Raw genomic sequence first — 25,070 nt, forward strand, 5'->3', positions numbered from 1 at the left:
CCCCACATCATCACCCGATTCCGATCTCGGCCCACACCGTCTTGCCGACGTCCCGCCCCGTGACGCCCCAGGTGTCGGCGAGGAGGGTCACGAGGATCAGGCCCCGGCCGTGTTCGCCGCCCTCGTCGTTGACGTACCGGAGTCGGCGGTCGCCTCGGGGATCGCTCACCTCGATACGGAGCGTGTTCTCCGGGAGCAGGAGGAGACGCAGCTCGAAGTCCCGTCCGGGTACGCGGCCGTGGGTCACCGCGTTGGCGGCGAGCTCGGCGACGAGGTGCTGCGCGGTGTCGTTCACCTCTGTGTCGTGGGGGTGGCCCCATTCGGCGAGCTGGGCGCCGGTGAGTCTGCGGGCCAGACGAGCGCCTCGCGGGGTGGCGCTCAGACGCTGGGTCAGTTCGTCGGTGGGGGTGGAGATTTCGGCGTTCACGTCACTGAGCGTGCTGGGTTCTCTCTACGCTGACCAGGTGCGACTCGGCGACGCTGAGTAGTTGTACGGATGCGGTCGGTTCGGTGTACGGGTTGTCGCGTGGGAGGGGTGAGGCGCGTGGGTGAGCGGAGGCCGGAGACGCCTGCGGAGGCGGACGGTACGGCGGGGCTGTTCGTCGCGCTGGGCAAGATGGTGAAGCTTTTGCGGGAGCGGAAGGGGCTGACGCAGAAGGAGTTCGGGGAGCTGGTGGGATACGGCCCGGACGCGGTCTCCTCCATGGAGAGGGGAGTGCGGACGCTTCGGCCGGAGGTCCTGATCAAGGCGGACGAACTGCTGGACGCCGGGGGCCTGTTGAAGGAGGTCCTCCCCGAGGTCGAGGAGGCGATGGCGAAGACTCGGACGCGGCATCCGGAGTGGTACCGGAGTTACGCGGGGTTGGAGGCGGAGGCGGTCGAGCTGCACTTCTACGCCAACCATGGGGTGCCGGGCCTGTTGCAGACCGAGGACTACGCGCGGGCAGTGTTCGCCAAACGACGCCCGCTGCTCGACGAGGAGACGATCGAGAAGCGTGTCGCGGACCGGCTCTCCCGCCAACAGGTCTTCGAGCGTTGGCCGTCGCCGATGGTGAGCTACGTCCTCGAAGAGATCGTGCTGGACCGGCCGATCGGCGGGAGACGTGTACACCCGGACCAGCTTCGACACCTGCTGCGCGTCGGAGATATGCGGAACATCGAGATTCAGGTCATGCCGTCCGGGCTGGAGGAACACCCCAACATGGACGGCGCGTTCAACCTGCTGACACCCAAGGGACATGGGCAGGTGGCGTACACGGAGGTACAGGGGTACCCCCGATTGATCACCGACTCGGAAGAGGTCAGGAAGATCGCCGACCGCTATGGGATCATGCGAGCGATGGCGCTATCCCCCTCGGAGTCCCGGAAGTTGATCGAGCAGAAGCTGGAGGAGCTATGACCGTCGAGCAGCTCAACTGGTTCAAGTCCAGCTACAGCGGTGGCGAGGGCGGCGAATGCCTCGAAGTCGCCGTCACCCCCCACACCATCCACCTCCGCGACTCCAAGCACCCCACCAGCCCTCACCTCACCCTCTCCCCCACGGCATGGTCTCCCTTCGTCGCGAAGGTCAGCGAACAGACTGGAATTGGTCAAGACCTCTCCTAACCCTCTGGTCACAGGAGGGGCACGCGGGTTCACTGCGGCGCATGAGAAGACCTCACCCTCCCCTGCGCCGGGCCGCCACCGTCCTCGCCGCCGCGCTCGCCTCACTGGCCCTCGCGGCGGGCACGGCGTCCGCCACCACGGTCCCCGTCGAGTTCGGCACCGACTACCACGACCCCGTCACCGCCGCCCCGCCGATCAGTACCCCGCATACCAAGGCGTGTTCGGTCACGGTCGCGGAGGCGCAGTTCAAGGACTTCACGCCGTACATGGGGGCGTACACGCCGCCGACCGGCTGCGGCAGGCCCGGCCAGTGGTCGAAGGTCGTGCTGCGGATGGACGGGAACGTGAAGGGGCGGCAGTACGACCGGCTGGGATACCTCGACATCGGTGGGGTGCAGGTGTTCCGGACGTCCACCCCGGAGCCCTCGCAGGACGGGATCGACTGGTCCGTCGAGAAGGACGTCACCGAGTACGCGAAGACGCTGAGCAGCGCGCAGTCCGTCGACATGCTCATCGGCAACGTTGTCAACGACACCTATACGGGCGTGCTGGACGTCAAGGTGACGCTCACCTTCTACGCCCCCGGGCCCGGTCACGCCTCGTCCGCCCCGGACCAGGTCATCCCGCTCAGCGACCAGGACAGCGTCACCACCGGCGCCTCCCTCACCGTCCCCCGCAACTCCGAGCGCGTCCTCGCCGAGGTGTACGCGACCGGGTCGGGCGGCGGCTGCGAGGAGTTCTGGTACTCGGCGACCACGCCTTCGGCGTCGTACTCCTGCCAGGGCGGGGACGACGGGCCGTACCGCGAGGTTCAGGTGAGCGTGGACGGGAAGGTCGCCGGGATCGCGTCGCCGTATCCGAACGTGTGGACCGGCGGCTGGTCCCCCTATCTGTGGTCGGTGATTCCGTCCCCGACCGCCTTCGACGTACGGCCGCTGACCTTCGACCTGACCCCGTTCGCGGGGCTGCTCAACGACGGCAAGGCGCACACCGTGGACGTCAAGGTGGTCGGAGTTCCGGCCGGGCAGACCGGGTGGAGCGCGCCGACCAATGTCCTGGTGTGGCAGGACGCCCACAAGTCGGTGGTGACGGGGGCTGTGACGTCGTACAAGAAGGACGCACCAGCGGTGGACAACACCTTCACCGACGGCTCGCTGCGGCACCTCGTGACCTCCGGCAAGGACCATCTGAAGGTCAGCGGGTATCTGAACACCTCCCACGGCCGGGTCACCACGACCGTCGAGCGGACCCTGACCACGGCGATCGACCACCAGTGGACGCCCGACGAGAACACGGACGACCAGACCGGCACATGGACCGACCACCAACTCGTCACGTCCAACGGCCACTTGTCCCGCACCGACCGCACCTACACCCTCGACGGCCGCGCCACCATCGACAGCGCGAACCGGCTGAGGGTCCTCATGTCCGTGGGTGACCATGCCCGGTCGGGCGCCACCCGGATCGACGACACCTACCAGGGCGACGCCACCTTCTCCCTCGGCGTGGCCCGCGAGGACCGGCACGCGGTCGCCACCACGAGCGAGCGGTACCGGCTCCGCGCCCCCGGCACCTGCTACGACCACACGCTCGCGACGGAGCAGGGGGTGCTGACGAAGGACGTACGCGGCTGCTGAGGAGAACCGGCAGCCGCGTACGTCCCTACGCCTCCCTACGCTCCTACGCCTCCTTGTGGCTCAGCCTGAGGTCGACCCCGTCCTGGCTGCCGTTCACGGTGACCTGGGTGGCCACCGGCGGGTACCCGGTCGCGATCACCGTGTACTGCTCGCTCGCGAGGTCGGTGAAGGCGTAGCCGCCGTCGACGCTCGTGGTGCGGGTCCCGACGACGTTGCCGGCGGCGTCGATCAGGGTGACCCGGGCGTCGTCCAGGGCGCGTCCGTCCGGGGTGTGGACCGTGCCCCGCAGGGTCGCCGCGGCCGTCAGCTCGATGTCGAGGCGGGCGGTCTCGGCGGAGACGGTGGCGGGCACGGCCACCGGGCGGTGGCCGGGTGCGCTGACGCTCAGCGTGTAGTCGCCGGGCAGCAGGTCACCGAGCCGGTAACCGCCGTCCGTCCCGGCGGTGCTGGAGGCCGTCACGTCACCGTGCTGGTCGGTGGCCACGACCAGCGCGCCGGACAGGGGCTCGCCGTCGCCGCCGCGCACGGTACCGGCCAGGCCGCCGGGGCTGGGCAGGATCACGAGGTCGTGGGAGACGGGCGCGCCGTTCACGCTCAGGGTGACGACGTGGGGCTGGTGGCCGGGCGCCGAGCCGATGAGGACGAGGCTGCCGCGCTCGGCGGTGGCCAGGGCGTATGTGCCGTCCTCGCCGGAGGTGGCGCGGGCCAGCTGGCGGCCGGAGCCGTCGAGCAGGGTGATGGCGGTACGGGGTACGGGGGCGCCCGTGCCGTTGCGCACCTGTCCGCGGATGACGGGCGCCGCCGTGTCCACGGCGGGAGCGGTGACCGTGGGGGCGGGTGCCGGTGTCTCGGCCTGCTCCGCGGGCGCGGTCTGCCTCCTCTTCGCGCGGAACAGCAGCGCCGTGATGATCACGCCGACGGCGAAGAAGCCCGCCGACCACCAGTAGGCGACCTCGTAGCTGTGCAGCGCCGCGTTCGCCTTGACCAGCGGGTCGGACAGGTGGTCCTCGGCGTAGTGGGTGGCGGCGGTGGCGGCCAGGGTGTTCAGCAGCGCGGTGCTGATCGAACCGCCCACCTGCTGGGTGGTGTTGAGGGCCGCCGAGGCCACGCCCTGGTCGTTCGCCTGCACCCCGAGGGTGGCGTAGCTCATCGCCGCGGGCATCGACATGCCGAGCCCCGCGCCGAGCAGCAGAAGCGGCGGCAGCACGTGGGAGGCGTAGCTGCTGTCGAGGCCGAGGCGGGTCAGCCAGACCATGCCGCCCGCGGCCACCAGCATGCCGACGGGTACGACGATCTTGGGGCCGATCTTCGGGACCAGCCAGTTGGTGGACAGCTGCGCCATGACCATCAGCGCGCCCACCATCGGCAGGAAGGCCACGCCGTTCTTGACCGGTGAATAGCCCAGCGTCGACTGGAGGTAGTAGGTGAGGAAGAGGAAGACGCCGAACATCCCGGCGGACGAGATGAGGATGGTCGACAGGGCGGCGGCGCGGTCGCGGTCGGCGAGGACCCGCAGCGGCAGCACGGGGTGCTTCGCCCGCGCCTGCCAGAGGAAGAACGCCACCAGCAGGACACCGCCCGCGGCGAGGAAGCCCCAGGTCATCCAGTTGTCCCAGTCGTGCGTCTCCGCGTTGGCGAAGCCGTAGACGACGCCGAACAGGCCGCCGGAGACCAGGACCACGCCGGGGATGTCCAGCCGGGGCCGTTCGGCCGGGACGGAGCGGCCGAGGAAGACGACCGCGCCGACAAGCGCGAGAACCGCGATGACGTCGTTGACGTACAGCGTCCAGCGCCAGTCCAGGTACTCGGTGAGCAGACCGCCGAGGACCAGGCCGACGGCGGCGCCGGAACCGGCGATGGCTCCGAAGATGCCGAACGCCCTGGCGCGTTCCTTGGGTTCGGTGAACGTCGTCGTCAGCAGGGAGAGGGCCGCCGGGGCGAGCAGGGCGCCGAACAGGCCCTGCACCGCGCGTGCGACGACCAGCATGGTGAAGCCGTTCGCCGCGCCGCCGACCGCGGAGGCGGCGGCGAAGCCGACGATGCCGATGATGAAGGTCGTCTTGCGGCCGAAGAGGTCGGCGAGGCGGCCGCCGAGCAGCAGCAGGCTTCCGAAGGCGAGGGAATAGGCGGTGACGATCCACTGCCGGCCGTTGTTGTCGAAGCCCAGGTCCTGCTGCGCGGACGGCAGCGCGATGTTCACGATCGTGGCGTCGAGCACGACCATGAGCTGGGCGAGGCCGATCACGGCCAGCGCCCACCATCGGTGTTTCGACGGGGCCTGGGACTGGCCGGACGGCACGACCTGGGCGGTGGCTGCCGGAATGGCTTCCACGTTGGTGCTCCCCTCATGGGGCTCGGATTGCTCGGACCCCACATCGGTCCGAAACCGTTTCGTACACCAAACCTAGGTCACACTTGCAGCGGACCGCAAACGTCTTCATGAGGTCTCCACCGACCCCGGGCTCAGCGCTCGTAGAGCCCCTCGATCGCCCCCGCGAAGTCGCGCATGACCGCCTCCCGGCGCAGTTTCATCGACGGGGTCAGATGGCCCGCCGCCTCGGTGAGGTCGGTCGGCAGGACGGTGAAGCGGCGGATGGACTCGGGGCGGGAGACCATCTTGTTCGCCTCGTCCACCGCGCGTTGCAGGACCGCCCTCAACTCCTCGTCGTCGATGAGGAGTTCGGCGGGAACAGGGTGCTTGCCGTTCATCTGGCGCCAGTGGTTGACGCCGTCCATGTCCAGGCTGATGAGGGCCGAGATGTAGGGGCGGCGGTCACCGAGGACCATGCACTGCGAGATCAGGGGGTGCGAGCGGAGCCAGTTCTCCAGCGGGGCCGGGGCGACGTTCTTGCCGCCGGCCGTGATCAGGATCTCCTTCTTGCGGCCCGTGATCGTCAGATAGCCCTCGTCGTCCAGCTGTCCGATGTCGCCGGTCGGGAACCAGCCGTCGGCCGAGGCGGGGGCCACCCCGTCGCCGTACGGGTCCCAGTAACCCCGGAACACCTGACCGCCGTTCAGCAGGATCTCGCCGTCGGCCGCGATGCGGACCCGGGTGCCCGGGATGGGCCAGCCGACCGTGCCCAGGCGGGGCTTCAGGGGAGGGGTACAGGTCGCGGCCCCCGTCGACTCCGTCAGTCCGTAGCCCTCGTAGATCTCCATGCCCGCGCCCGCGTAGAACGCGGCGAGACGGCGGCCGAGCGGGGAACCGCCGGAGATGATGTGCCGGATCCTGCCGCCCATGGCGTTGCGGATACGGCGGTAGACGAGCGGGTCGTAGAAGGTGCGGGCGGCTCTGAGGCCCGCACCCGGGCCGGAGCCGGTGCCCGCGTGGCGGCTCTCCATCGCTTCGCCGTAGCGGACGGCGACGTTGGTCGCGCGGTCGAAGACCGTCACCCGGCCGCCGCTCTCCGCCTTGGCGCGGGCGTTGTTGAAGACCTTCTCCAGCATGTAGGGGATCACGAGGAGGAAGGTCGGCTTGAAGCTGCTCAGGTCGGCCAGCAGGTCCTCGGCCTGGAGACTCGGCGCGTGGCCGAGGCGGACGCGGGCGCGGACGCAGGCGATGGCCACCATGCGGCCGAAGACGTGCGAGATGGGCAGGAAGAGGAGGGTCGCCAGGTCGGTGTCGTCCGACTTCGACTTGAAGACCGGGTAGAGGAGCTCGATCGCGTTGTCGACCTCGGCGAGGAAGTTGCCGTGGCTGAGCACACAGCCCTTGGGGCGGCCGGTGGTGCCGGAGGTGTAGACGACGGTGGCGACCGTGCCAGGGCCCAGCATGCCGCGCCGTACACCGATCTCCTGGTCGGGGACGGCCTGCCCGAGCTCTCCCAGACGCTCCACATGCCCCTTCTCCATGATCCACATGTGCCGCAGGTCGGGAAGGCGGCTGAGCTCGGGACCGAGGGCGGCGGCCTGGCCGGCCGTCTCCGTCACCAGGGCGACCGCGCCGGAGTCCTGGAGGATGAACCGGGTCTGGAAGACGGAGGACGTGGGGTAGATGGGAACCGTCACCAGGCCCGCGGCCCAGGCGGCGAAGTCGAGGAGCGTCCACTCGTACGTCGTGCGCGCCATGATCGCGACCCGGTCGCCCGGCATCAGGCCCTCCGAGATCATGCCCTTCGCCACGGCCAGCACCTGCCCGGCGAACTCCGCCGCCGTCAGATCGACCCAGCGGCCGTCCTCCGTGCGGCGGCTCATCACCCGCTGCTCCGGCGCCGCCTCGGCGTTGTCGAAGGGCAGGTCGGCGAGCGAGCCATGGGTCAGCGGCGGGACCAGTGGCGGCACCGACACCTCGCGGACCTCACCGTCCAGCCGCACGATCTCGGGTTCCACGAGCACGGGTGCGCCGTCGTAGTCGTGACCGGACACGTACGAGAGGGACATGGTCAGCTCCTGGGACGTGCAGCTCGGTAGCGTTCCGCTGCATGAGGTACGCAGGGGACGTACCGGGGCGTTCACCCGCGAGTGCGCCTGGAAGGGTTACCTGGGGTTAGGACGGTGATCCTAAGTGGCCCAAGTGGGGGGTCTGTGCGGGTTCGTTGATGGTCCGGAGCCGGGACTGTGCAACCTCGACCGCAAAGTGAGACTTTGTCAGCTATCGGCGCTTACGGCCGCTCCAGAATCGCCGTCACCCCCTGTCCTCCCGCCGCGCACACCGAGATCAGGCCGCGGCCCGGGCCGTCCCGCTCGGCCAGCAGCTTCGCGAGCGTGGCGACGATCCTTGCACCGGTCGCGGCGAAGGGATGCCCGGTGGCGAGGGAGGATCCGGTGACGTTGAGGCGGGCCCGGTCCACCGGGGCCAGGCCCTGCTTCTCCCAGGCCGCGAGGGTCGCCAGGACCTGGGAGGCGAAGGCCTCGTGGATCTCGACCAGGTCGAAGTCCGCCATGCCGAGACCGGCTCGCTCCAGCATGCGGGGGACGGCGTACGCGGGGGCCATGAGCAGACCGTCCTCTCCCTGTACGACATCCCCTTGCACGAAGTCCACGGCCGCCGTCTCGTACGCCGTGAGGTAGGCCAGCACCTCCAGGCCGCGCGCCCTCGCCCACTCCTCCGACGCGAGCAGCACGACCGCCGCCCCGTCCGTCAGCGGGGTCGAGTTGCCGGCCGTCATGGTCGGTTCGGGGTCCTTGAGCCCGAACACCGGTTTGAGTGAGGCGAGTTTGCCGACCGACGAGTCGGGGCGGAGGTTCTGGTCGCGGGCCAGTCCGCGGAAGGGGACCACCAACTCCCCGAAGAAGCCACGTTCGTACGCCGCCGCCAGCCGCTGATGACTCGTCGCCGCCAGCTCGTCCTGGTCCTCCCGGGTCACGCCCCACGCGCGGGCGGTGACGGCCGCGTGCTCGCCCATGGACAGGCCGGTGCGCGGTTCGGCGTTGCGGGGGATGTCGGGGACGAGGTGGGTCGGACGGATGCGCGCGAGCGCCTTCAGGCGACCGCCGGCCGACTTCGCGCGCCGGGCCTCCAGCAGGATGCGACGCAGGTCGTCGTTGACGCCGAGGGGGGCGTCGCTCGCGGTGTCCGCGCCGCCCGCGATCGCGGATTCCGTCTGCCCCAGGGCGATCTTGTTGGCGGCGGCGATGACGGCCTGGAGACCGGTCCCACAGGCCTGCTGGATGTCGTACGCCGGGGTGCGCGGGTCCAGTTTCGAGCCGAGGACCGTCTCCCGGGCGAGGTTGAAGTCGCGGCTGTGCTTGAGGACGGCACCCGCGACGAACTCCCCGACCGCGCCGGGGCCCTGGAGGCCCTGACGTTCGACGAGGGCGTCGAGGACGGCGGTGAGCATGTCCTGGTTCGAGGCGGTGGCGTACGGGCCGTCCGAGCGGGCGAAGGGGACGCGGGCACCGGCGACGATCGCCACACGCCGGGCGACCGGCGGCTTCAGGGGGCTCATTTCCACCAGCTCCTCACCTCGGACATAGCCTTACCTACGGTAACCTTACTCCAGAGTAAGGAATCTGCGACCGACCCGGGAGATGGACATGGCCGACCGCTATCTGAGCTTCACCGGCACCGCGCCGGGTCGGTTCCTCACCCGCCGTCTGGGGCTTCCGCAGCCGACGGTGCTGCGGCGGTGGTCGGAGGAGTTCCCGGGGTTCCGGGGTGGGGTGCTGCGTCTCACGGCGGGCAAGTCGGAGCTGACCGAGCCGGCCGGGCTGGAGCTGGTGGCGTCTTCTGACGCGCCCGCCGCGGTGCTCCTCGACGCCACCGGGGTGCGGGACATCGAGGGGCTCGCGGAGGTGCACGCGGCACTGCACCCGGTCGTGCGGTCGGTCGCCGAGAGCGGACGGGTCGTCGTCCTGGGGGCGCCGCTCGATCCCGTCGACCATCACCAGGCCGCCGCCCAGCAGGCGTTGGAGGGATTCACCCGCTCGCTGGGCAAGGAGATCGGGCGGGGCAGAACGGTCAATCTCGTACGGCTGTCCGACGCGGCGGCCGCGGAATCGACGCTGCGCTTCCTGCTCTCCCCCAAGTCGGCGTACGTCAGCGGTCAGGTGATCGAGGTCGGGGAGGCGCAGGAGGCCGACGTCGACTGGTCCCTCCCGCTCGCCGGGCGGACGGCCCTGGTGACCGGCGGCGCGCGGGGCATCGGTGCGGCGGTCGCCGAGACGCTGGCCAGGGACGGGGCCCGAGTGGTCGTACTCGATGTGCCGGGGGCGCAGGCGGATGCCGAGCAGCTTGCCGCGCGGCTCGGGGGCAGTGCCCTCGCGCTGGACATCACGGCCGCGGACGCGGGTGCGCGGATCGCGCAGGCGCTGCCCGAGGGGCTGGACGTGCTGGTCCACAACGCGGGAATCACCCGGGACCGGCGGCTGGTCAACATGCCCGCGGAGCGCTGGAGTTCGGTGCTCGAGGTGAACCTGGCGAGCGTGCTGCGCACGACGGACGCGCTGCTGGAGACGGGCACGCTGCGGCGGGGCGGACGGATCGTCGCCACCGCGTCCATCGCGGGGCTCGCGGGGAACGCCGGGCAGACCAACTACGGCGCGAGCAAGGCCGGTGTCGTCGGGCTGGTGCGCTCCCTGGCGCCCCGGGCGCGGGCCGAGCACGGGGTCACGGTGAACGCGGTCGCTCCCGGGTTCATCGAGACGAAGATGACGGCGGCGATCCCGCTGTTCATCCGGGAGGCGGGGCGGCGGATGAACTCCCTCGGACAGGGCGGCCTGCCGGCCGACGTGGCCGAGACGACGGCATGGCTGGCGCACCCGGCGTCCGGCGCGGTGAACGGGCAGGTCGTGCGGGTGTGCGGCCAGAGTCTGCTGGGGGCGTAGTGGGGATGCACTCGGACGACGGGCAGGCCGAGGGGTCGTGCGGCGAGGAGTCGAACGGCCAGGGCTCGGATCCCCGCGGACCGCTGACCGTCCTCGCTCACTCTCCCTCCCTCACGCCCCTGCTCGCCTTGGGCGCCCTGCGCTCGCCCTTCAAGCGGCCCGCCGCGACCGCGGACTTCCCCCGCACCCGGCTGGTGCTGCCCGGTCTGCGGGTGGACCTCGCGCGGCTCGCCGCCTACGAGCGGGTGTGCGGGTTCCCCACCGGGGAGGACGCTTTGCCGGTGACGTATCCGCATGTGCTGGGCTTTCCGCTGGCCATGAGCCTGATGAGCGGGCGGGACTTCCCGCTGCCGTTGCTCGGGCTGGTGCACACGTCGATCGAGATCACGCGGTACCGGGGGCTGGTGGCGACGGGCGAGTACGAACTCACCGTGTACGTCGACGGGTTGGCGGCACACCGGCGCGGTACGGAGGCCGCGGTGGTCACCGAGCTGCGGGTGGGCGAGGAGGTCGTATGGGAGTCGGTGAGCACGTATCTGGCCCGGCACCGCACGAAGGGAACCGACCGGGAGCAGGACCGCGAGCGGCATGAACCGCTGCCCGGCGTCGACGAGTGGCGGCTGGCCGGGGACATCGGCCGGCGTTACGCCGCCGCGTCCGGCGACCGCAACCCGATCCACCTGTATCCGCTGACGGCACGCCTCTTCGGCTTCCCGAGGGCGATCGCGCACGGCATGTGGACGGCGGCCCGCTGCCTGGCCGCCCACGGCACGCCCCAAGCGGTGCTGGTCCGGGCGGAGTTCAGGGCACCGGTACTGCTGCCGGGCACGGTGACGTACGCGGCGAACGGCGAGCGCTTCGAACTGTGCGACGGGGAGCGCGTGCATGTGAGCGGGGGCGTCCATCCGCTGACTTGAGGCGGGCGCGGGCCTCGTCGCGCCTCGGACGCCGTCGTCAGCCGACCTGCATCGGTGTGCCCTCGGTGGGTACGTCCCGGAGGGTCCACGGCCGGCCCTCCATCAGGTTTCCGAGGCCCGCCCACGCGAAGTTCATGAGGGTGGCCGCCGACTGCCTCGCGGTCACGCCCTCGGTCGCGTTGGCCCAGGCCGCGAGGGACTCCGCGGCGCCGACGAGCGCCTCGGCGAGGCCGGCGACCTCACGCTCGGGCAGGTCGGGATCGCGGTGCGCCTCGCGGGCCGCGACCACGATCAGTTGGGTCACGAACGCCACGATCTCCTCGCGCATCGCGGCGACCTCGGCGGCGAACGCCTCACCGTGGATACGGGCCTGGAGATGCAGCACGGACCAGGCGGGCGGGTTCCGCGAGGTGTGGGTGAAGAACGCCAGCAGCCCGTCCCAGAGCTGCCGGTCGGCGGGCAGCTCCGTCCGCACCCCCGTCCGCACCGCCTCCGTGAGCGCGGCCGCCTCCCGGCGGATGCACGCGGTGAAGAGGTCTTCCTTGGAGTTCAGGTACAGATACACCAACGGCTTCGACACACCGGCGAGTTCGGCGATCTCGTCCATCGAGGCGGCCATGTACCCACGCTGCCCGAAGATCTCCACAGCGGCGTCCAGCATCTGCTGTTCCCGCACGGCACGCGGCATCCGCTTGCTCTTCACGACACCCATGCGCAAAGCCTACGGTCACGCGGTCACGGCAGCGCGGGCGTTGACGTCAGGAGGTCTGCGGGGCCTGCCCCTGGGGACGGCTCGCCTCGTCGGCGGCCTCGTCCTCCTGGCTGCGGTTCGCCTCCAGGTTGGCCTTCATCCGGTCGACCCGCTGCACGACCTTGATGGAGGCGCGGTCACGCTCCTTGCGCAGGACGACAAAGCTGATCGGAGCCGAGAGCAACAGGGAGAGCAGGACGATCCACATGCCGTTGGAAGCGCCGAGGCCGCGCGGGGCGAGGCCGGAGTAGACGAGGCCCCAGACGACCACGAGGCAGCCCACCAGGATCCCGAGGCGCATCAGCGTGTAGCGGAGCATGTCAATCCACTCTTCCGTATCCGTATCGAACGGCCTGAACACCCCAAAGGGGCACCGTCCAGTGAAGCACGCCGGGCACCCGATCTTCGAAGCGGGTCACGCGAGCGGCAGCAGCATGATCACGTCGTCCCGGTCGTCACCCGGCGCGACGCGGATCGCGCCGGGTATGCGGCCGACCTCCTTGTAGCCGCAGGAGCCGTAGAAACGCTCCAGACCGAGGCCGCCGCGACAGGTGAGCCGTATCGCCCCGATGTCCTCGAAGGTGCGGGCCCCGTCGGCCGCCGCCGAGAGGAGGTCGCGGCCGTAGCCCCTGCCCTGATGGCGAGGGTGGACCATCACCGTGTACAGCCACACCCAGTGGGTCATGAGCCGGTGCGTGTTGAAGCTGAAGAAGGCGGTGGCGGCGACCTGTCCGTCCTCGTCGTGTCCGACGAGCAGCCGCGTCCGCCCCTCCGCCATCCCCACGAAGTGCTTCACCAGTTCGGGGCGGATCGTCTCCCGCTCCACCGGCGCCACGAAACCGACGGCGCCGCCCGCGTTGGAGACGTCCGTCCACAGGTCGAGGACCCCGTCGCGAAGGGCGGGGGTGACGGCCGGGTCGAGGGTGAAGGTAAGGGGCATGGTGCGAGGCTAGCCATTACGCATCTGTCGCCTCAAGTGGGTTCCGGCGTCACCTGCGTCACCCCAGCGCGCGGGCCGCCACCTCCAGGTCCGCCACCAGGCCCCGGTACGCGGCCTCCCTGTCCTCGGCCCGCAGCACGGCCGACGGATGCACGGTCGGCACGAGCCGCTCCCGCCTGCCGTGGATCTCCTCCTCCAGCACGGTCCCGCGCACCTGCGTCACCCGGAACGACGAGCCGAGCAGCGCCTTGCCCGCGGTGGCACCGAGGACGACGATCAGCTCCGGTTCGACGATCTCCAGCTCCTTGGCGAGCCAGGGGCCGCAGGCCGTCATCTCCCGGAGGCTGGGCGCCTTGTGGATACGGCGCTTGCGGGGCTCGGCCTGCGTGAACTTGAAGTGCTTCACCGCGTTGGTGACGTAGGCGTCGGCCGGTTCGATACCGGCCTCCGCGAGGGCACGGTCGAGCAGCTTGCCGGCGGGACCGACGAAGGGCTTCCCCTGCCGGTCCTCCTGGTCACCGGGCTGCTCCCCGACGAGCATCACGCGCGCGTGTGCGGCGCCCTCGCCGAACACCGTCTGGGTGGCGTCCCGGTGAAGCGGACAGCCACGGCAGTCGGCGGCGGCCTTGCGCAGAGCGGCCAGACCGCCGCGACCGGGAACGAAGGGTTCGGCGGTGTAGGCGTCTTCGGGTGACTTGGTGCTCACCATGGTGGGCGAGTACCCGGGGTGGGGGAACGCGAACGAAGGGGACGACTTGTGCCGGAAGCGCGGCTGCGGGCCGGTCGGGTCTGGTCGCGCAGTTCCCCGCGCCCCTGGGGGGGTGCAACTGCCGTCCGCCAGGTGGCGGCGTCGCTGGAGGCGGGCCCGCGCGACCGGAGGGGGCCACTTGTGCCGGAAGCGCGGCTGCGGGCCCGTGGGGCTGGTCGCGCAGTTCCCCGCGCCCCTACGCGTCCGGCCTCGGGGTCAGAGCCGCATCGGCTGCGGCTCCTCACGGCGTCCCGCGTCCGGACCGTCGTACTCGCGGATGATCTCGTACCGCGTGTTCCGCTCCACCGGGCGGAAGCCCGCGTCGCGGATCAGGTCCAGCAGGTCCTCGCGGGTCAGTTTGTTCGGGGTGCCGTAGTTGTCGGCGTCGTGGGTGATCTTGTACTCGACCACCGAGCCGTCCATGTCGTCCGCGCCGTGCTGGAGGGCCAGCTGGGCGGTCTGGACGCCGTGCATGACCCAGAAGACCTTGACGTGCGGGACGTTGTCGAACAGCAGCCGTGAGACCGCGAAGGTCTTCAGGGCCTCGGCGCCCGTCGCCATCCGCGTGCGCGCCTGGAGGCGGTTCCTGACCTTGCCGTCCTTCACGTCCACGAAGTCGTGCTGGTAACGCAGCGGGATGAAGACCTGGAAGCCGCCGGTCTCGTCCTGGAGCTCGCGCAGGCGCAGGACGTGGTCGACGCGGTGCCTGTGCTCCTCGATGTGGCCGTACAGCATGGTGCTCGGGGTCTTGAGACCCTTCTCGTGCGCCAGGCGGTGGATCCGGGACCAGTCCTCCCAGTGGGTCCTGTGGTCCACGATGTGCTGCCGGACCTCCCAGTCGAAGATCTCCGCGCCACCGCCGGTGAGGGACTCCAGGCCCGCGTCGATCAGCTCGTCCAGGATCTCCGACGCCGACAGACCCGAGATGGTCTCGAAGTGGTGGATCTCCGTCGCGGTGAACGCCTTCAGGGACACGTCCGGGAGCGCGGCCTTCAACTCCCGCAGCGAGCGCGGGTAGTAGCGCCACGGCAGGTTCGGGTGCAGGCCGTTGACGATGTGCAGCTCGGTGAGGTTCTCGCCCTCCATCGCCTTGGCGAGCTTCACCGCCTCCTCGATGCGCATCGTGTACGCGTCCTTCTCGCCCGGCTTGCGCTGGAAGGAGCAGTAGGCGCAGGACGCCGTGCACACGTTGGTCATGTTGAGGTGGCGGTTGACGTTGAAGTGGACGACGTCGCCGTTCTTCCGCGTCCGCACCTCGTGCGCGAGGCCGCCGAGCCAGGCCAGGTCGTCCGACTCGTACAGTGCGATGCCGTCCTCACGGGTCAGCCGTTCACCGGCCCCGACCTTCTCCTCCAGCTCGCGCTTGAGCCCGACATCCATGCCCACACCTCTTCCGACGACCCCGAACGACTCCGACAACCGTACGTCTACGCCTCTTCGGGCAGCTCTCCGACCCGGTTCTCCCACTTCGTGGAGAGCACGATCGTGGTACGGGTCCTGGAGACGCCCTTGGTCCCGGACAGCCGCCGGATGATCTTCTCCAGACCGTCGACGTCCGACGCCCGGACCTTCAGCATGTACGAGTCGTCGCCCGCGATGAACCAGCAGTCCTCGATCTCGCCGAGGTCCCTCAGCCGGCGCGCCACGTCCTCGTGGTCGACCGCGTCCCCCAGCGAGATACCGATCAGCGCGGTGACGCCGAGGCCGAGCGAGGCGGCGTCGACGGTGGCGCGGTAACCGGTGATGACCCCGGCCGCCTCCAGCCGGTTGATGCGGTCGGTGACGCTGGGTCCCGACAGACCGACGAGGCGTCCCAGCTCCGCGTAGGAGGCCCGGCCGTTCTCCCTCAGGGCCTGGATGAGCTGCCTGTCCACCGCGTCCATGCGATCGAAGCCTTCCGCTGAAAAGTGCCTGAAGTGATGAGAGGTACTGCCACGTGCCTTACTGACCCGACGAGCCGCCGCCCAGCTCGCCCTCCCAGCGGCGGTACAGGTCGTGCCCGACCCCCGCAGCGTCCAGCACCCGCCCGGCGACGAAGTCCACCAGGTCCTGGATGTGGGTGGCTCCCGCGTAGAAGGCCGGCGAGGCGGGGACGACGGTCGCGCCCGCGTCGTCGAGCGTGACGAGGTGCCGGAGGGTCTGGCCGTTCAAGGGGGTTTCCCGTACGGCCACGACCAGCTTGCGGCGCTCCTTGAGGGTGACGCTCGCGGCCCGCTGCAGCAGGTCCTTGGAGAGGCCGAGGGCGACTCCGGCGACGCAGGCGGTGGAGGCGGGGACGATCAGCATCCCCTTGCTCGGATACGACCCCGAGGACGGCCCCGCGGCCAGGTCCCCGGCGTTCCAGTACCGCACGTCGGTGATGTCCGCCTCGAAGGTGCCGGGCTTGCCGTCGGCCCCCCGGTCCAGCCATTCCCGCAGGTCCTCGCGCCAGCGCGCGTCTCGGAAGGAGATCCCCGTCTCGTCGAGGAGGGTGAGCCGCGAGGCACGGGAGACCACCAGGTCGACGCTCTCACCGGCGGCGAGGAGCGCGCGCAGCACGGACGCGGCATACGGGGTGCCGGAGGCGCCGGACACCCCTACGATCCAAGGCGTACGCCGCGTCTCTCCTGGCTTGACTGGGTTCACACCCCCGAGCCTATCCGGCGTCGCAGGGTGGGAACCGGCCAAGGGGTCCGGTCGTTCCTTGGACGGGGACGAGTGAGTGGTGGGGGTGGTGCCATGACGGGCAGGGAACTCGAGTGGTCGCGCGGTGACCGTGCCAAGGCCGCGGCCAAGGTGATGGTGGGCTGGGTCGCGCTGCTGTGGCTGCTGGAAGTCGTGGACGTGGCGAGCGGCCACGCGCTCGACGGCCTCGGCATCACACCACGCACCCCGTCCGAGCTGGTCGACGTCGTCCCGGCCGCCTTCATCCACTTCGGCTTCGCCCACGTGGCCGCGAACACCGTCCCGCTGCTGGTCATGGGCTTCCTCGCGGCCCTCGGCGGCCTGCGCCGGTTCGCCGCCGTCTGCGCCCTGATCATCGTGGCCGACGGCCTGGGCGTCTGGCTCATAGCCCCGGCCCACACCAACACGGCGGGCGCCTCGGGCCTGATCTTCGGCCTGTTCGGCTACCTGCTGGTCACCGGCTTCGTGGAGCGGCGCCCGCTGGGGGTGCTGGTGGGTCTGCTGGTCGGTGCGGTGTGGGGCACGTCGATCCTGGTGGGCCTGGCGCCCACGCAGTCGGGGGTCAGCTGGCAGGGGCACCTGCTGGGACTGGTGGCGGGAGTGGCGACGGCGTTCGTGTTCAAGCGGCGGACGCCTGAACCCGCCTAGCGGCGCGGGGCCGCCTCAGACCGTCAGTCCCCGCACCAGCAGATCCAGCAACGCACACACGAACAGGGCAATCCCGATGAAGCCGTTGACGCTGAAGAACGCCCGGTTCAGGCGGGACAGATCATGCGGCCGCACGATCGAGTGCTCGTACACGAACGCACCCGCGACGATCATCAGCCCCACCCAGAAGAACCCACCCGCCTCCGTGGCGACGGCGTACCAGATGAGGAGGGACATCGTCAGGAAGTGACAGACCCGGGCACCCCAGATCGCCGCCGGGATACCGAAGCGCGCCGGCACCGACATGACGCCGATCTCGCGGTCCGTCTCCACGTCCTGGCAGGCGTAGATCAGGTCGAACCCGCCGATCCAGATACCCACGGCGAGCCCCAGGACAACCGCGTCCCAGGACCAGGACCCCGTGATCGCGAGCCAGCCGCCCACCGGTCCCATCGCCTGGGCGAGACCCAGGATGGCCTGCGGGAAGTTCGTGAACCGCTTGCCGTAGGGGTAGACCACCATCGGGATGACGGCGACGGGGGCCAGCGCCAGGCACAGCGGGTTGAGCAGCGCCGCCGAGCCGAGGAAGACCACGACCGCGACCAGCGCCCCGGTCCAGGCGTGCTTCACCGACATCGCACCGGTGACCAGCTCGCGCTGTGCCGTCCGGGGGTTCCGCGCGTCGATCTCCCGGTCGATGATCCGGTTGACCGCCATAGCGAAGGTCCGCAGGCCGACCATGCAGATCGTCACCAGGAGCAGCCGCCCCCAGTGGATGTTCCGGTCCCACTCGAACATCGCGGTGAGCGCGGCGATGTACGCGAACGGCAGCGCGAAGACCGAGTGCTCGATCATCACCAGCCGCAGGAAGGCTTTCGTGCGTCCCGGTTGCGGGAGTGCCGCAGAGGCGCTGCTCACAGGCCGTACTCCTTCCACCGGCGGTCGACCTTCGCCGCCGTCTCCGGGTCGGACAGCACCATGTCGGGCCAGCCGCCGTCGCGCGTGTAGCCCTCCTCGGGCCACTTCTTCGTCGCGTCGATGCCCGCCTTGCCGCCCCAGAACTGCTGGTAGGAGGCATGGTCGAGATGATCGACGGGTCCTTCGACGACCGAGAGGTCACGGGCGTAGTCCGTGTTGCCCAGCGCCCGCCAGGCGACCTCGTGCAGATCGTGCACGTCGCAGTCGGCGTCGACGACCACGATCAGCTTGGTCAGGGACATCATGTGTGCCCCCCAGACTGCGTGCATCACCTTCTGCGCGTGCTTCGGGTACTTCTTGTCGATCGAGACGATCGCGCAGTTGTGGAAGCCGCCCGCCTCGGGCAGGTGGTAGTCCACGATGTCCGGCACGATGATCTTCAGCAACGGAAGGAAGAAGCGCTCCGTCGCACGGCCCAGCGGTCCGTCCTCCGTCGGGGGGCGGCCTACGACGATCGACTGGAGCAGCGGCCGCTTCCGCATCGTCACGCAGTCGATCTTCAGCGCGGGGAACGGCTCCTGCGGGGTGTAGAACCCGGTGTGGTCGCCGAAGGGTCCCTCCGGCAGCATCTCGCCCGGCTCCAGCCATCCCTCGATGACCACCTCGGCCTGCGCCGGGACCTGGAGCGGGACCGTCTTGCAGTCCACCATCTCAATCCGCTTGCCGGCGATGAACCCGGCGAAGAGGTACTCGTCGATGTCGCCGGGGAGGGGGGCCGTGGAGGCGTAGGTGACCGCGGGCGGGCAGCCGAAGGCGATGGCCACCGGGAGGCGTTCGCCCCGCCGGGCCGCGACCTGGTAGTGGTTGCGGCTGTCCTTGTGGATCTGCCAGTGCATGCCGATCGTGCGCTTGTCGTGGCGCTGCAGGCGGTACAGACCGAGGTTGCGGATCCCGGACTCCGGGTCCTTGGTGTGGGTCAGGCCCAGGTTGAAGAAGGAACCCCCGTCCTGCGGCCAGGTGAAGAGGGCGGGGAGCTGGTCGAGATCGACGTCGTCCCCGGTGAGGACGACCTCCTGGACCGGGGCGTCCCCGGACTTCACCTTCTTCGGCGGGACGTGCGTCATCGCGCCGAGCTTCCCGAAGGCCTCCCGCACGCCCACGAAGCCGTGCGGCAGTTCGGGCCGCAGCAGTCCGCCGATCTTCTCGGAGATGTCGCCGTACGACTTCAGGCCGAGGGCCTTCAGGAGCCGTCGGTCGGTCCCGAAGACGTTCATGGCGAGCGGCATCGCGGACCCGCGGACGTTCTCGAAGAGCAGCGCGGGACCGCCCGCCTTCTGCACCCGGTCGACGATCTCCCCGACCTCGAGATACGGGTCGACCTCGGCCTTGATCCGCTTGAGGTCTCCCTCGCGTTCCAGTGCCCTGAGCAGGGAGCGAAGATCGTCGTAAGCCATGGGGTCCAGTATCCCCGAGCCGCTACCCTGACCCCGTCAGGGGCCTGTCACAGGCTCCACACAACGTTCCCTGGGGGCCAAAAGCACATGTTCCGGCTGCTGATGTACCTGATCCCGCTGGCGCTGACGATCTACGCGTTCATCGACTGCCTCAACACCCCCGAGGACGAGGCCAAGCACCTCCCCAAGATCGCCTGGGTCTTCATCATCCTGCTGTTCTGGATCGTCGGCCCCGTCGCGTGGCTCGCGGCCGGCAAGCTGCGCACCCCGCCGGCGAACGGCCGTACGCCCTCGGAGTGGCACCGCAACCACCGCACGCAGTACGTCGCTCCCGACGACAACCCGGAGTTCCTGAACTCCCTGAAGGCGGACAACAAGAAGGACGAGGCCCTGCTGAAGGACTGGGAGGCCGACCTGCGCCGCCGCGAGGAGGAGCTGAAGCGCCGCGAGTCCGGCGAGGACCCCAGGGCCGACTGACAAGCTGTACGCCGCCGAGCCCCCCGAAGCGGACATTGCGCCCCTGGGCGGGAGTGGACGCGAACCGGACACTTACCTCGCATGACGACAGCTCCCGCCGACTCCGCCGGCACCCTCGCTCCCGCCTATGGTGACAAGGTCATCGCCGTCGAGTCGGCGGGCTCGGAACCCATCCCCGAGTCCGAACGCCACGGCGGTCCGCTGCAACTGCTGTGGACCTGGGCCTCTCCGAACATCGAGTTCGCGACCGTCTTCATCGGTGTGATCGCGGTCCTCTTCTTCGGTCTGAGCTTCTGGCAGGCCACGGCCGCCATCGTGCTCGGCACCGCGCTCGGCGCGCTCACCCAGGGCGTGCTGTCCCTGGACGGGCCGCGGTTCGGGGTGCCGCAGATGGTGATCGGCCGCCTGTCCTTCGGCCACCGCGGCAACATCCTGCCCGCCGCGGCCAACGGCCTGGTGGCGGGCGTCGGCTGGTTCGCGGTGAACAGCGTGAGCGCGGCCTTCGCGCTCAACACCCTGACCGGGCTACGGCCGCTGCCGTCCCTCCTCCTCGTGGTGGCCGCCGAGATCCTGATCGGTTTCATCGGCCACAACTTCGTCCACGTCTTCGAGAAGTACGCCTTCCCCGCCCTGACGGTGATCTTCCTGCTGGCCGGGGTGTGGACCTTCAAGGACGCGCACCTCGGCGGGGGCGGCACGGGCGGCGGAATCGGCGGCTTCCTGCTCGCGTTCAGCGCGGCCTGGGGCTACGCGGCGGGCTGGAACCCGTACGCCTCGGACTACTCGCGCTATCTCCCCCGTACGGCGAACAAGGCCAGGACGGTCCTGTACCCCGCGCTCGGCCTCTTCCTGTCGGTCACCGTGGTCGCGGTGATCGGCGCGGCCTCGGCGACCATCGTGGCCCCCAAGGACGCGACCCCGACGGCGGCCTTCACCGGCCATCTCCCGGGCTGGCTCGGCGACCTGGTGCTGCTCGCGATCATCCTGGGCGCGGTCTCGGCGAACGCCCTCAACGTGTACTCCGGCGCGATCTCGATCGCCTCCTTCGGCCTGAACCTCCCCGCCTGGCTGAGCCGGAGCGTGCTGGTCGTGGTGTCCGGGGTGGCCGGTACGGCGGCGGCGTGGGCCTCGCTCTCGGACGCGGGGGCGGCGTACGAGGCGTTCCTGCTGGTGATCGCGTACTGGGTGGCGCCGTGGCTGGGCGTGGTCCTGGTGGAGCGGTGGCTGCGGGCGCGGGTGCCCCAGGAGCAGTCGGCGGCCCGTCTGACCGACCGCTCCTTCACCAACTGGCCGGGCCTTGCAGCCCTGTTGATCGGGGTGGCGGTCTCCGTGCCGCTCTTCTCCAACCAGGAGGACTACGTCGGCTACGTGCCGGAGCACTGGCCGTCCTTCGGGGACATCACCCCCGTGGTCGGCTTCGCGGTGAGCGCGCTGCTGTACGCGGCGCTGCGGGGGCGGTTCCGTCCCGCAGCCGTTGTTCGAGTGGTTCCTGACGCCGACTGACCACCCCTCGGACCGGGGAGACTCACGTCATGGATGAGGACGTACGGAACACAGGGGCAGTACTACTGGAACGCCGGTGGCGGCTGCCGCTGGTGTCCGTTCTCGACAGACAGCCCCCGGGGTTGTACCCCCAAAGGCTGCTGGACGAGGGCCGGTTGGACGTGCTGCGGGCCGAGGTCCGCCACGAGCCGTACGCCCGGCTGTACCTGGCCCGGTACTGCGCGGAACACGGACTGCTGGACGAGCTGCGGGAGTTGGCGGACGCGGGCCTCGGACTCCCGCGCCTGGACGCCGTACTGGCCGGGGCCCTCGCCGGGCAGGAGGACGTCTGGATCACGGCCGCCCTCCTGAAGATCGGGCTGTACGCGCAGGACCCGGACATACGCGACGAGTTGGTCGAACTGCTGCGGTCCCGGGACCTCCTCGGCCGGGCCGTCACGGTGCTGGCCGCCCCGGGCGACACGTGGCGGGAGTGGGCCCTGCGCGCCCATCTGCTCCTCGCGCAGGGGCGGATCGAGGAGGTGCACGCCATGGCCCTCGAGGACCGGGCCGCTCCGGCCGATCAGATGGTGGCGCAGATCTTCGCCGAACACGACATGCTCGACGAGCTGCGTCGGCTGGCCGAGCGGGACATCTCACGGCATGCGCGCCAACTCGCGCTCACACTGGAGCGCCTCGGCCACGTGGACGAGGCCGTCGCCGTGGTCCGCGCCCGCGTCGATGCCGGCGAGGCGCACGTCTTCCGGCTGCTGATCGACCTGCTCGTGGCGGACGGCCGGGCCGACGAGGCGGTGGCCTTGCTGGCCGTGGGCGCGGTGCGGGCGGTGCCACCGGGGGAACCGGAGGACACCCTGCGGCTCGCCGGACAGAAGGTGGCCCACCTGCTGGATGTGCAGGGGCGTCAGGAGGACGCGATCGACGTGCTGCGGGCGTATGCGGACGCGCCTGCCGAGCTGGCCGATCTGCTGGCGGAGCGGGGGCGTGTCGATGAGGCGCTTCAGGTGCTGGACGATGCGATTGCCGTGGCTCGGGAGAACTTCAAGGGGGGCGCGGTGGAGAGCCTCAGCGAGCAGCGGAGGGGACTGGTCGGCTAGGGGTGTCCTCTGGATGGGGCTGGCTCAGCCTTCCTTTGCAGGATCGGTTCCGTACAGGGCCGACGCCGTCGCCGCTTTTCCTGGCTCGCAGGCCTTCTGCTCGTCGGCCGGGGCGGCCCACAGGGGGATCAGCCCGGCGGCGGCGGACCCGGAGTCCATGCGCAGGTAGTGGCAGACGCCGTTGACGCGCAGGGCCACGGCGTAGACGCCGGTGCCGGCCTCCCTGCCGGAGAGGCCGGTCACCGTGTCCTTGGCGGAGACCAGGCGCTTGTCGGTCAGGAACCGTGTGGCGCCGTCGGCGGTGTGGTCGTAGCCGGCGGCCGACATCTTGCGGTAGGCGCTCGCGGTGGCGGGCTGCCGGGCGAGCAGTCCGCCCATCTGTGCGGCGAGGCTGCCGGGTCGGCCGTCGGCCTGGGCGTTCGGGCAGGTCATGTCGGTGTGCTTCACGCTGAAGGCGCCGCGGGCGAAGGTGAAGCGGTAGCAGCGGACGGGGTAGGCGTGCGCGGAGACGGTCGTCCCGGTGGGCGGCACCAAGCCCAGCATCACCTCGGCGGTGTGGCCGAGGGCACCGTCCGCGTCGATGCTCAGCAGCGCGCCGCCGTGTTCCTCGACCTGCGCGACGATCGTGCCCTCGGTGAACTGCCCGCCGTAGGTGCCGCCGCCCGCCGAGTAGAAGCCGGCGGTCAGGTCCTGGCGCAGGTCCTGGGCGAGCGCGGCGGCCTGCGCGTCGACGGCCGAGGTGTCCGGGGCGGTGATCCGCTGGTAGAGCAGGGTGCCGCCGACTCCGGCGGCCGCGGCGACGAGGGCGGTCGCCGTGACCAGCAGTCCCTGTACGGCGGTGCGCTTCCTCATGTCTCCCCCAGCTGCGACGGCCGCCCCGGAAAACGGCCGTCGCACTGTATCCCCCGTGGCCGGAGGGCCCTACGGGTGACCCTGGTATCGCTTCAGTCGACCGTGATCGAGTCCAGCTTCGCCCTCAAGTACACGTGGGAGTCGACGGGTTCGTGCGCCACCCGCCCGATCGGTGCCGGTACGGACTCGACGGTCGTGCCCGGGGTGCACTCACCGAAGTAGACGAGGGACATCAGCTCCTCGGCGGGCGCGTCGGCCGGGGGCGGCAGCACCCGGTGCCGTCCGGACCGCCACCGGTCCCCTGTCCAACGGGCCATCAGGTCACCGATGTTGATGGTGAAGGCGTCCGGGTCGAAGGGCGCGTCCTCCCAGCCGCCCTCGTCCGTGAACACCTGGAGCCCGCCCTTGCCGGCCTGCCGGTCGAGGATCGTCACCGTGCCGAAGTCGGTGTGCGGGCCGATGCGGAACTGGCCCGGCTGCGGCTCCCCGATCACCTCCGTGCCCGGGTACCAGTTGATGTTGAAGCCGTACGTCGGATGGTCCATGTGCCGGGAGAAGAAGTCGGGTTCGAGCCCGAGGGCCTCGCCGAGGAGCGACAGGAGGCGCTTCTCCAGCTCGCCCATCCGCTCCAGGTACTCCTCGCACAGCGTCTGGAGCTCGGGCACTTCGGCGGGCCAGACGTTCGGCGCGTACCACTCCGCGTTGACGACCGGGTCCTCGAAGGGCTCGTGGGTGGCGAAGGTCAGCGACTCCTTCAGGTCCGGCGGGGTCTCCGTACCCTCGGAGTAGCCGTTGGCCTCGGCGCCGGGCCCGAGCCAGCCACGGCCGCCGACCTTCGCGGTGTACGGCTGCTTGACGTCGACGGGCATCCGGAAGAAGGTCCGCGAGGCCTCCCGGATGCGGGAGCGCAGGGCCGGGTCGACGCCGTGTCCGGTGACCAGGAAGAACCCGGCGGTCTGGAGGGCCTCGTCCAGGGTGCGGGCGATGGCGGCGCGGGCGTCGGGGTCCGCGGAGAGCCAGGGCCGCAGGTCGATGGTCGGGATGCGGGGCTGGGGGGTGTCACTCACCGATGTCCTCGTTCCACAGTGCCGGGTTCTTCTCGATGAAGTCGCGCATCAGCCGGACGCACTCGGGATCGTCGACGAGCACGATCTCCACACCGTGCTCGGCCAGCCAGTCGTGCCCGCCGTGGAAGGTGGCGGCCTCCCCGACGACGACCCGCCCGATCCCGAACTGCCGGACCAGACCGGAGCAGTACCAGCAGGGCGAAAGGGTGGTCACCATCGTCGTACCGCGATACGACCGCTGCCGTCCCGCCGCCCGGAAAGCGGCCGTCTCCGCGTGCATGGAGGGGTCGTCGTCCTGGACGCGCCGGTTGTGGCCGCGCCCGAGGAGGGTGCCGTCGGCACCGTAGAGCGCGGCCCCGATGGGGATGCCGCCCTCGGCGAGCCCGGCGCGGGCCTCCTCGACGGCGGTGGCGAGCCACGTGTGAGCCTGTGCCTGATCCATGTCTCCCACTCTCCTGTGGCCGAAACACGAGGGCAACGTGCGGAAAGTACTCTCCCGGCAGCCCACAGCCGGACGAACTGTCGGGAG

25 protein-coding genes are annotated in these 25,070 nt (G+C 70.4%); 9 read left to right on the forward strand and 16 right to left on the reverse strand.

Translation table 11 applies throughout. From position 1 onward, the window contains the following. Positions 1-10 precede the first annotated feature (10 nt). A complete protein-coding gene (locus RNB18_RS36455) occupies positions 11-427 on the reverse strand; it encodes an ATP-binding protein (protein ID WP_311718359.1) in 417 nt (138 codons plus the stop codon). A gap of 69 nt (positions 428-496) precedes the next feature. On the opposite strand from RNB18_RS36455, the gene RNB18_RS36460 reads away from it, so the two are divergent. The 3 genes from RNB18_RS36460 to RNB18_RS36470 are packed head-to-tail and all read left to right on the forward strand — an operon-like array spanning position 497 to position 3,242. Beyond that, positions 497-1,399 carry a helix-turn-helix domain-containing protein gene (locus RNB18_RS36460; protein ID WP_311718360.1) on the forward strand — a complete coding sequence of 301 codons (903 nt, stop codon included), beginning with the start codon at positions 497-499 and terminating at the stop codon, positions 1,397-1,399. After that, complete coding sequence (locus RNB18_RS36465; protein WP_311718361.1) at positions 1,396-1,605, forward strand: DUF397 domain-containing protein; 210 nt, start codon at positions 1,396-1,398, stop codon at positions 1,603-1,605. The genes RNB18_RS36460 and RNB18_RS36465 overlap by 4 nt, the downstream gene beginning before the upstream one ends. Before the next feature lie 41 nt (positions 1,606-1,646). After that, positions 1,647-3,242 (forward strand): peptide-N4-asparagine amidase, encoded by a 1,596-nt coding sequence (locus RNB18_RS36470; RefSeq protein ID WP_311718363.1) that lies wholly within the window; start codon positions 1,647-1,649, stop codon positions 3,240-3,242. Positions 3,243-3,285: 43 nt separating this feature from the next. Here the strand turns inward: RNB18_RS36470 and RNB18_RS36475 are convergent, their stop codons facing one another. From RNB18_RS36475 to RNB18_RS36485, 3 genes are all read right to left on the reverse strand, one after another. Next, the gene (locus RNB18_RS36475; RefSeq protein ID WP_311718364.1) at positions 3,286-5,574 is read right to left on the reverse strand and encodes an MFS transporter; all 2,289 of its coding nucleotides are present in this window, start codon (positions 5,572-5,574) and stop codon (positions 3,286-3,288) included. Between the two features lie 131 nt (positions 5,575-5,705). Beyond that, the gene (locus RNB18_RS36480) at positions 5,706-7,622 is read right to left on the reverse strand and encodes an AMP-dependent synthetase/ligase (protein ID WP_311718365.1); all 1,917 of its coding nucleotides are present in this window, start codon (positions 7,620-7,622) and stop codon (positions 5,706-5,708) included. Positions 7,623-7,843: 221 nt separating this feature from the next. Further along, positions 7,844-9,130: an acetyl-CoA C-acetyltransferase gene (locus RNB18_RS36485; protein WP_311718367.1), complete on the reverse strand. Its 1,287-nt coding sequence runs from the start codon at positions 9,128-9,130 to the stop codon at positions 7,844-7,846. 88 nt (positions 9,131-9,218) lie between these two features. Here RNB18_RS36485 and RNB18_RS36490 point away from each other — a divergent pair, with 88 nt between their 5' ends. Both RNB18_RS36490 and RNB18_RS36495 read left to right on the forward strand, forming a co-directional pair. Next, on the forward strand, positions 9,219-10,508 hold the full coding sequence (locus RNB18_RS36490) for a 3-oxoacyl-ACP reductase (RefSeq protein ID WP_311718369.1): 1,290 nt from the start codon (positions 9,219-9,221) through the stop codon (positions 10,506-10,508). A gap of 5 nt (positions 10,509-10,513) precedes the next feature. Beyond that, positions 10,514-11,425, forward strand: coding sequence for a MaoC family dehydratase (locus RNB18_RS36495; protein WP_311718370.1), 912 nt, complete (start codon positions 10,514-10,516; stop codon positions 11,423-11,425). 37 nt (positions 11,426-11,462) lie between these two features. Here RNB18_RS36495 and RNB18_RS36500 read toward each other — a convergent pair whose 3' ends face one another. From RNB18_RS36500 to RNB18_RS36530, 7 genes are all read right to left on the reverse strand, one after another. Continuing rightward, positions 11,463-12,137 carry a TetR/AcrR family transcriptional regulator gene (locus RNB18_RS36500; protein WP_311718371.1) on the reverse strand — a complete coding sequence of 225 codons (675 nt, stop codon included), beginning with the start codon at positions 12,135-12,137 and terminating at the stop codon, positions 11,463-11,465. A gap of 46 nt (positions 12,138-12,183) precedes the next feature. Then, on the reverse strand, positions 12,184-12,495 hold the full coding sequence (locus RNB18_RS36505) for a DUF4229 domain-containing protein (RefSeq protein ID WP_266387528.1): 312 nt from the start codon (positions 12,493-12,495) through the stop codon (positions 12,184-12,186). Positions 12,496-12,591: 96 nt separating this feature from the next. Continuing rightward, positions 12,592-13,116 carry a GNAT family N-acetyltransferase gene (locus RNB18_RS36510; RefSeq protein ID WP_311718372.1) on the reverse strand — a complete coding sequence of 175 codons (525 nt, stop codon included), beginning with the start codon at positions 13,114-13,116 and terminating at the stop codon, positions 12,592-12,594. 58 nt (positions 13,117-13,174) lie between these two features. Beyond that, on the reverse strand, positions 13,175-13,825 hold the full coding sequence (locus RNB18_RS36515; RefSeq protein ID WP_311718373.1) for a UdgX family uracil-DNA binding protein: 651 nt from the start codon (positions 13,823-13,825) through the stop codon (positions 13,175-13,177). Between the two features lie 255 nt (positions 13,826-14,080). After that, on the reverse strand, positions 14,081-15,244 hold the full coding sequence (gene mqnE, locus RNB18_RS36520) for an aminofutalosine synthase MqnE (protein ID WP_057608042.1): 1,164 nt from the start codon (positions 15,242-15,244) through the stop codon (positions 14,081-14,083). A 47-nt stretch (positions 15,245-15,291) separates the two neighbouring features. Next, positions 15,292-15,747 (reverse strand): Lrp/AsnC family transcriptional regulator, encoded by a 456-nt coding sequence (locus RNB18_RS36525; protein WP_057608043.1) that lies wholly within the window; start codon positions 15,745-15,747, stop codon positions 15,292-15,294. Between the two features lie 58 nt (positions 15,748-15,805). Further along, positions 15,806-16,489, reverse strand: a complete 684-nt coding sequence (locus RNB18_RS36530; RefSeq protein WP_311718374.1) for a UbiX family flavin prenyltransferase — start codon at positions 16,487-16,489, stop codon at positions 15,806-15,808. A 93-nt stretch (positions 16,490-16,582) separates the two neighbouring features. Here RNB18_RS36530 and RNB18_RS36535 point away from each other — a divergent pair, with 93 nt between their 5' ends. After that, positions 16,583-17,176, forward strand: a complete 594-nt coding sequence (locus RNB18_RS36535; protein ID WP_311718375.1) for a rhomboid family intramembrane serine protease — start codon at positions 16,583-16,585, stop codon at positions 17,174-17,176. A 15-nt stretch (positions 17,177-17,191) separates the two neighbouring features. Here RNB18_RS36535 and mqnP read toward each other — a convergent pair whose 3' ends face one another. Both mqnP and RNB18_RS36545 read right to left on the reverse strand, forming a co-directional pair. After that, positions 17,192-18,094 carry a menaquinone biosynthesis prenyltransferase MqnP gene (gene mqnP / locus RNB18_RS36540; protein ID WP_306977811.1) on the reverse strand — a complete coding sequence of 301 codons (903 nt, stop codon included), beginning with the start codon at positions 18,092-18,094 and terminating at the stop codon, positions 17,192-17,194. Next, a complete protein-coding gene (locus RNB18_RS36545) occupies positions 18,091-19,548 on the reverse strand; it encodes a menaquinone biosynthesis decarboxylase (protein ID WP_266560996.1) in 1,458 nt (485 codons plus the stop codon). Before RNB18_RS36545 ends, mqnP begins: the two co-directional genes overlap by 4 nt. 87 nt (positions 19,549-19,635) lie before the next feature. Here RNB18_RS36545 and RNB18_RS36550 point away from each other — a divergent pair, with 87 nt between their 5' ends. The 3 genes from RNB18_RS36550 (at position 19,636) to RNB18_RS36560 (ending at position 22,622) form a co-directional block, all read left to right on the forward strand. Then, positions 19,636-20,025 (forward strand): PLD nuclease N-terminal domain-containing protein, encoded by a 390-nt coding sequence (locus RNB18_RS36550; protein ID WP_311718376.1) that lies wholly within the window; start codon positions 19,636-19,638, stop codon positions 20,023-20,025. Between the two features lie 81 nt (positions 20,026-20,106). Then, positions 20,107-21,528, forward strand: a complete 1,422-nt coding sequence (locus RNB18_RS36555; protein WP_311718377.1) for a purine-cytosine permease family protein — start codon at positions 20,107-20,109, stop codon at positions 21,526-21,528. A 29-nt stretch (positions 21,529-21,557) separates the two neighbouring features. Then, a complete protein-coding gene (locus RNB18_RS36560; RefSeq protein WP_311718379.1) occupies positions 21,558-22,622 on the forward strand; it encodes a tetratricopeptide repeat protein in 1,065 nt (354 codons plus the stop codon). 24 nt (positions 22,623-22,646) lie between these two features. Here the strand turns inward: RNB18_RS36560 and RNB18_RS36565 are convergent, their stop codons facing one another. The 3 genes from RNB18_RS36565 to RNB18_RS36575 all read right to left on the reverse strand — a co-directional run bounded on the left by RNB18_RS36565 (position 22,647) and on the right by RNB18_RS36575 (position 24,983). Beyond that, positions 22,647-23,474 carry a hypothetical protein gene (locus RNB18_RS36565; RefSeq protein WP_311718380.1) on the reverse strand — a complete coding sequence of 276 codons (828 nt, stop codon included), beginning with the start codon at positions 23,472-23,474 and terminating at the stop codon, positions 22,647-22,649. A gap of 92 nt (positions 23,475-23,566) precedes the next feature. Continuing rightward, positions 23,567-24,541, reverse strand: a complete 975-nt coding sequence (locus RNB18_RS36570; RefSeq protein WP_311718381.1) for an isopenicillin N synthase family dioxygenase — start codon at positions 24,539-24,541, stop codon at positions 23,567-23,569. Then, a complete protein-coding gene (locus tag RNB18_RS36575) occupies positions 24,534-24,983 on the reverse strand; it encodes a nucleoside deaminase (RefSeq protein WP_266515249.1) in 450 nt (149 codons plus the stop codon). The genes RNB18_RS36570 and RNB18_RS36575 overlap by 8 nt, the downstream gene beginning before the upstream one ends. Positions 24,984-25,070 lie beyond the last annotated feature (87 nt).

Origin of the sequence: Streptomyces doebereineriae (assembly GCF_031845645.1) — a bacterium.
Classification (GTDB): Bacteria; Actinomycetota; Actinomycetes; order Streptomycetales; family Streptomycetaceae; genus Streptomyces; species Streptomyces canus.

Excerpts from the sequence above, each read along its gene's own strand:
- RNB18_RS36460 (WP_311718360.1), top strand. The coding sequence starts at position 497 with ATGCGGTCGGTTCGGTGTACGGGTTGTCGCGTGGGAGGGGTGAGGCGC.
- RNB18_RS36465 (WP_311718361.1), top strand. The coding sequence starts at position 1,396 with ATGACCGTCGAGCAGCTCAACTGGTTCAAGTCCAGCTACAGCGGTGGC.
- RNB18_RS36470 (WP_311718363.1), top strand. The coding sequence starts at position 1,647 with ATGAGAAGACCTCACCCTCCCCTGCGCCGGGCCGCCACCGTCCTCGCC.
- RNB18_RS36480 (WP_311718365.1), bottom strand. The coding sequence starts at position 7,622 with ATGTCCCTCTCGTACGTGTCCGGTCACGACTACGACGGCGCACCCGTG.
- RNB18_RS36485 (WP_311718367.1), bottom strand. The coding sequence starts at position 9,130 with ATGAGCCCCCTGAAGCCGCCGGTCGCCCGGCGTGTGGCGATCGTCGCC.
- RNB18_RS36490 (WP_311718369.1), top strand. The coding sequence starts at position 9,219 with ATGGCCGACCGCTATCTGAGCTTCACCGGCACCGCGCCGGGTCGGTTC.
- RNB18_RS36495 (WP_311718370.1), top strand. The coding sequence starts at position 10,514 with ATGCACTCGGACGACGGGCAGGCCGAGGGGTCGTGCGGCGAGGAGTCG.
- RNB18_RS36500 (WP_311718371.1), bottom strand. The coding sequence starts at position 12,137 with ATGGGTGTCGTGAAGAGCAAGCGGATGCCGCGTGCCGTGCGGGAACAG.
- RNB18_RS36505 (WP_266387528.1), bottom strand. The coding sequence starts at position 12,495 with ATGCTCCGCTACACGCTGATGCGCCTCGGGATCCTGGTGGGCTGCCTC.
- RNB18_RS36510 (WP_311718372.1), bottom strand. The coding sequence starts at position 13,116 with ATGCCCCTTACCTTCACCCTCGACCCGGCCGTCACCCCCGCCCTTCGC.
- RNB18_RS36515 (WP_311718373.1), bottom strand. The coding sequence starts at position 13,825 with ATGGTGAGCACCAAGTCACCCGAAGACGCCTACACCGCCGAACCCTTC.
- mqnE (WP_057608042.1), bottom strand. The coding sequence starts at position 15,244 with ATGGATGTCGGGCTCAAGCGCGAGCTGGAGGAGAAGGTCGGGGCCGGT.
- RNB18_RS36525 (WP_057608043.1), bottom strand. The coding sequence starts at position 15,747 with ATGGACGCGGTGGACAGGCAGCTCATCCAGGCCCTGAGGGAGAACGGC.
- RNB18_RS36535 (WP_311718375.1), top strand. The coding sequence starts at position 16,583 with ATGACGGGCAGGGAACTCGAGTGGTCGCGCGGTGACCGTGCCAAGGCC.
- RNB18_RS36545 (WP_266560996.1), bottom strand. The coding sequence starts at position 19,548 with ATGGCTTACGACGATCTTCGCTCCCTGCTCAGGGCACTGGAACGCGAG.
- RNB18_RS36550 (WP_311718376.1), top strand. The coding sequence starts at position 19,636 with ATGTTCCGGCTGCTGATGTACCTGATCCCGCTGGCGCTGACGATCTAC.
- RNB18_RS36555 (WP_311718377.1), top strand. The coding sequence starts at position 20,107 with ATGACGACAGCTCCCGCCGACTCCGCCGGCACCCTCGCTCCCGCCTAT.
- RNB18_RS36560 (WP_311718379.1), top strand. The coding sequence starts at position 21,558 with ATGGATGAGGACGTACGGAACACAGGGGCAGTACTACTGGAACGCCGG.
- RNB18_RS36565 (WP_311718380.1), bottom strand. The coding sequence starts at position 23,474 with ATGAGGAAGCGCACCGCCGTACAGGGACTGCTGGTCACGGCGACCGCC.
- RNB18_RS36575 (WP_266515249.1), bottom strand. The coding sequence starts at position 24,983 with ATGGATCAGGCACAGGCTCACACGTGGCTCGCCACCGCCGTCGAGGAG.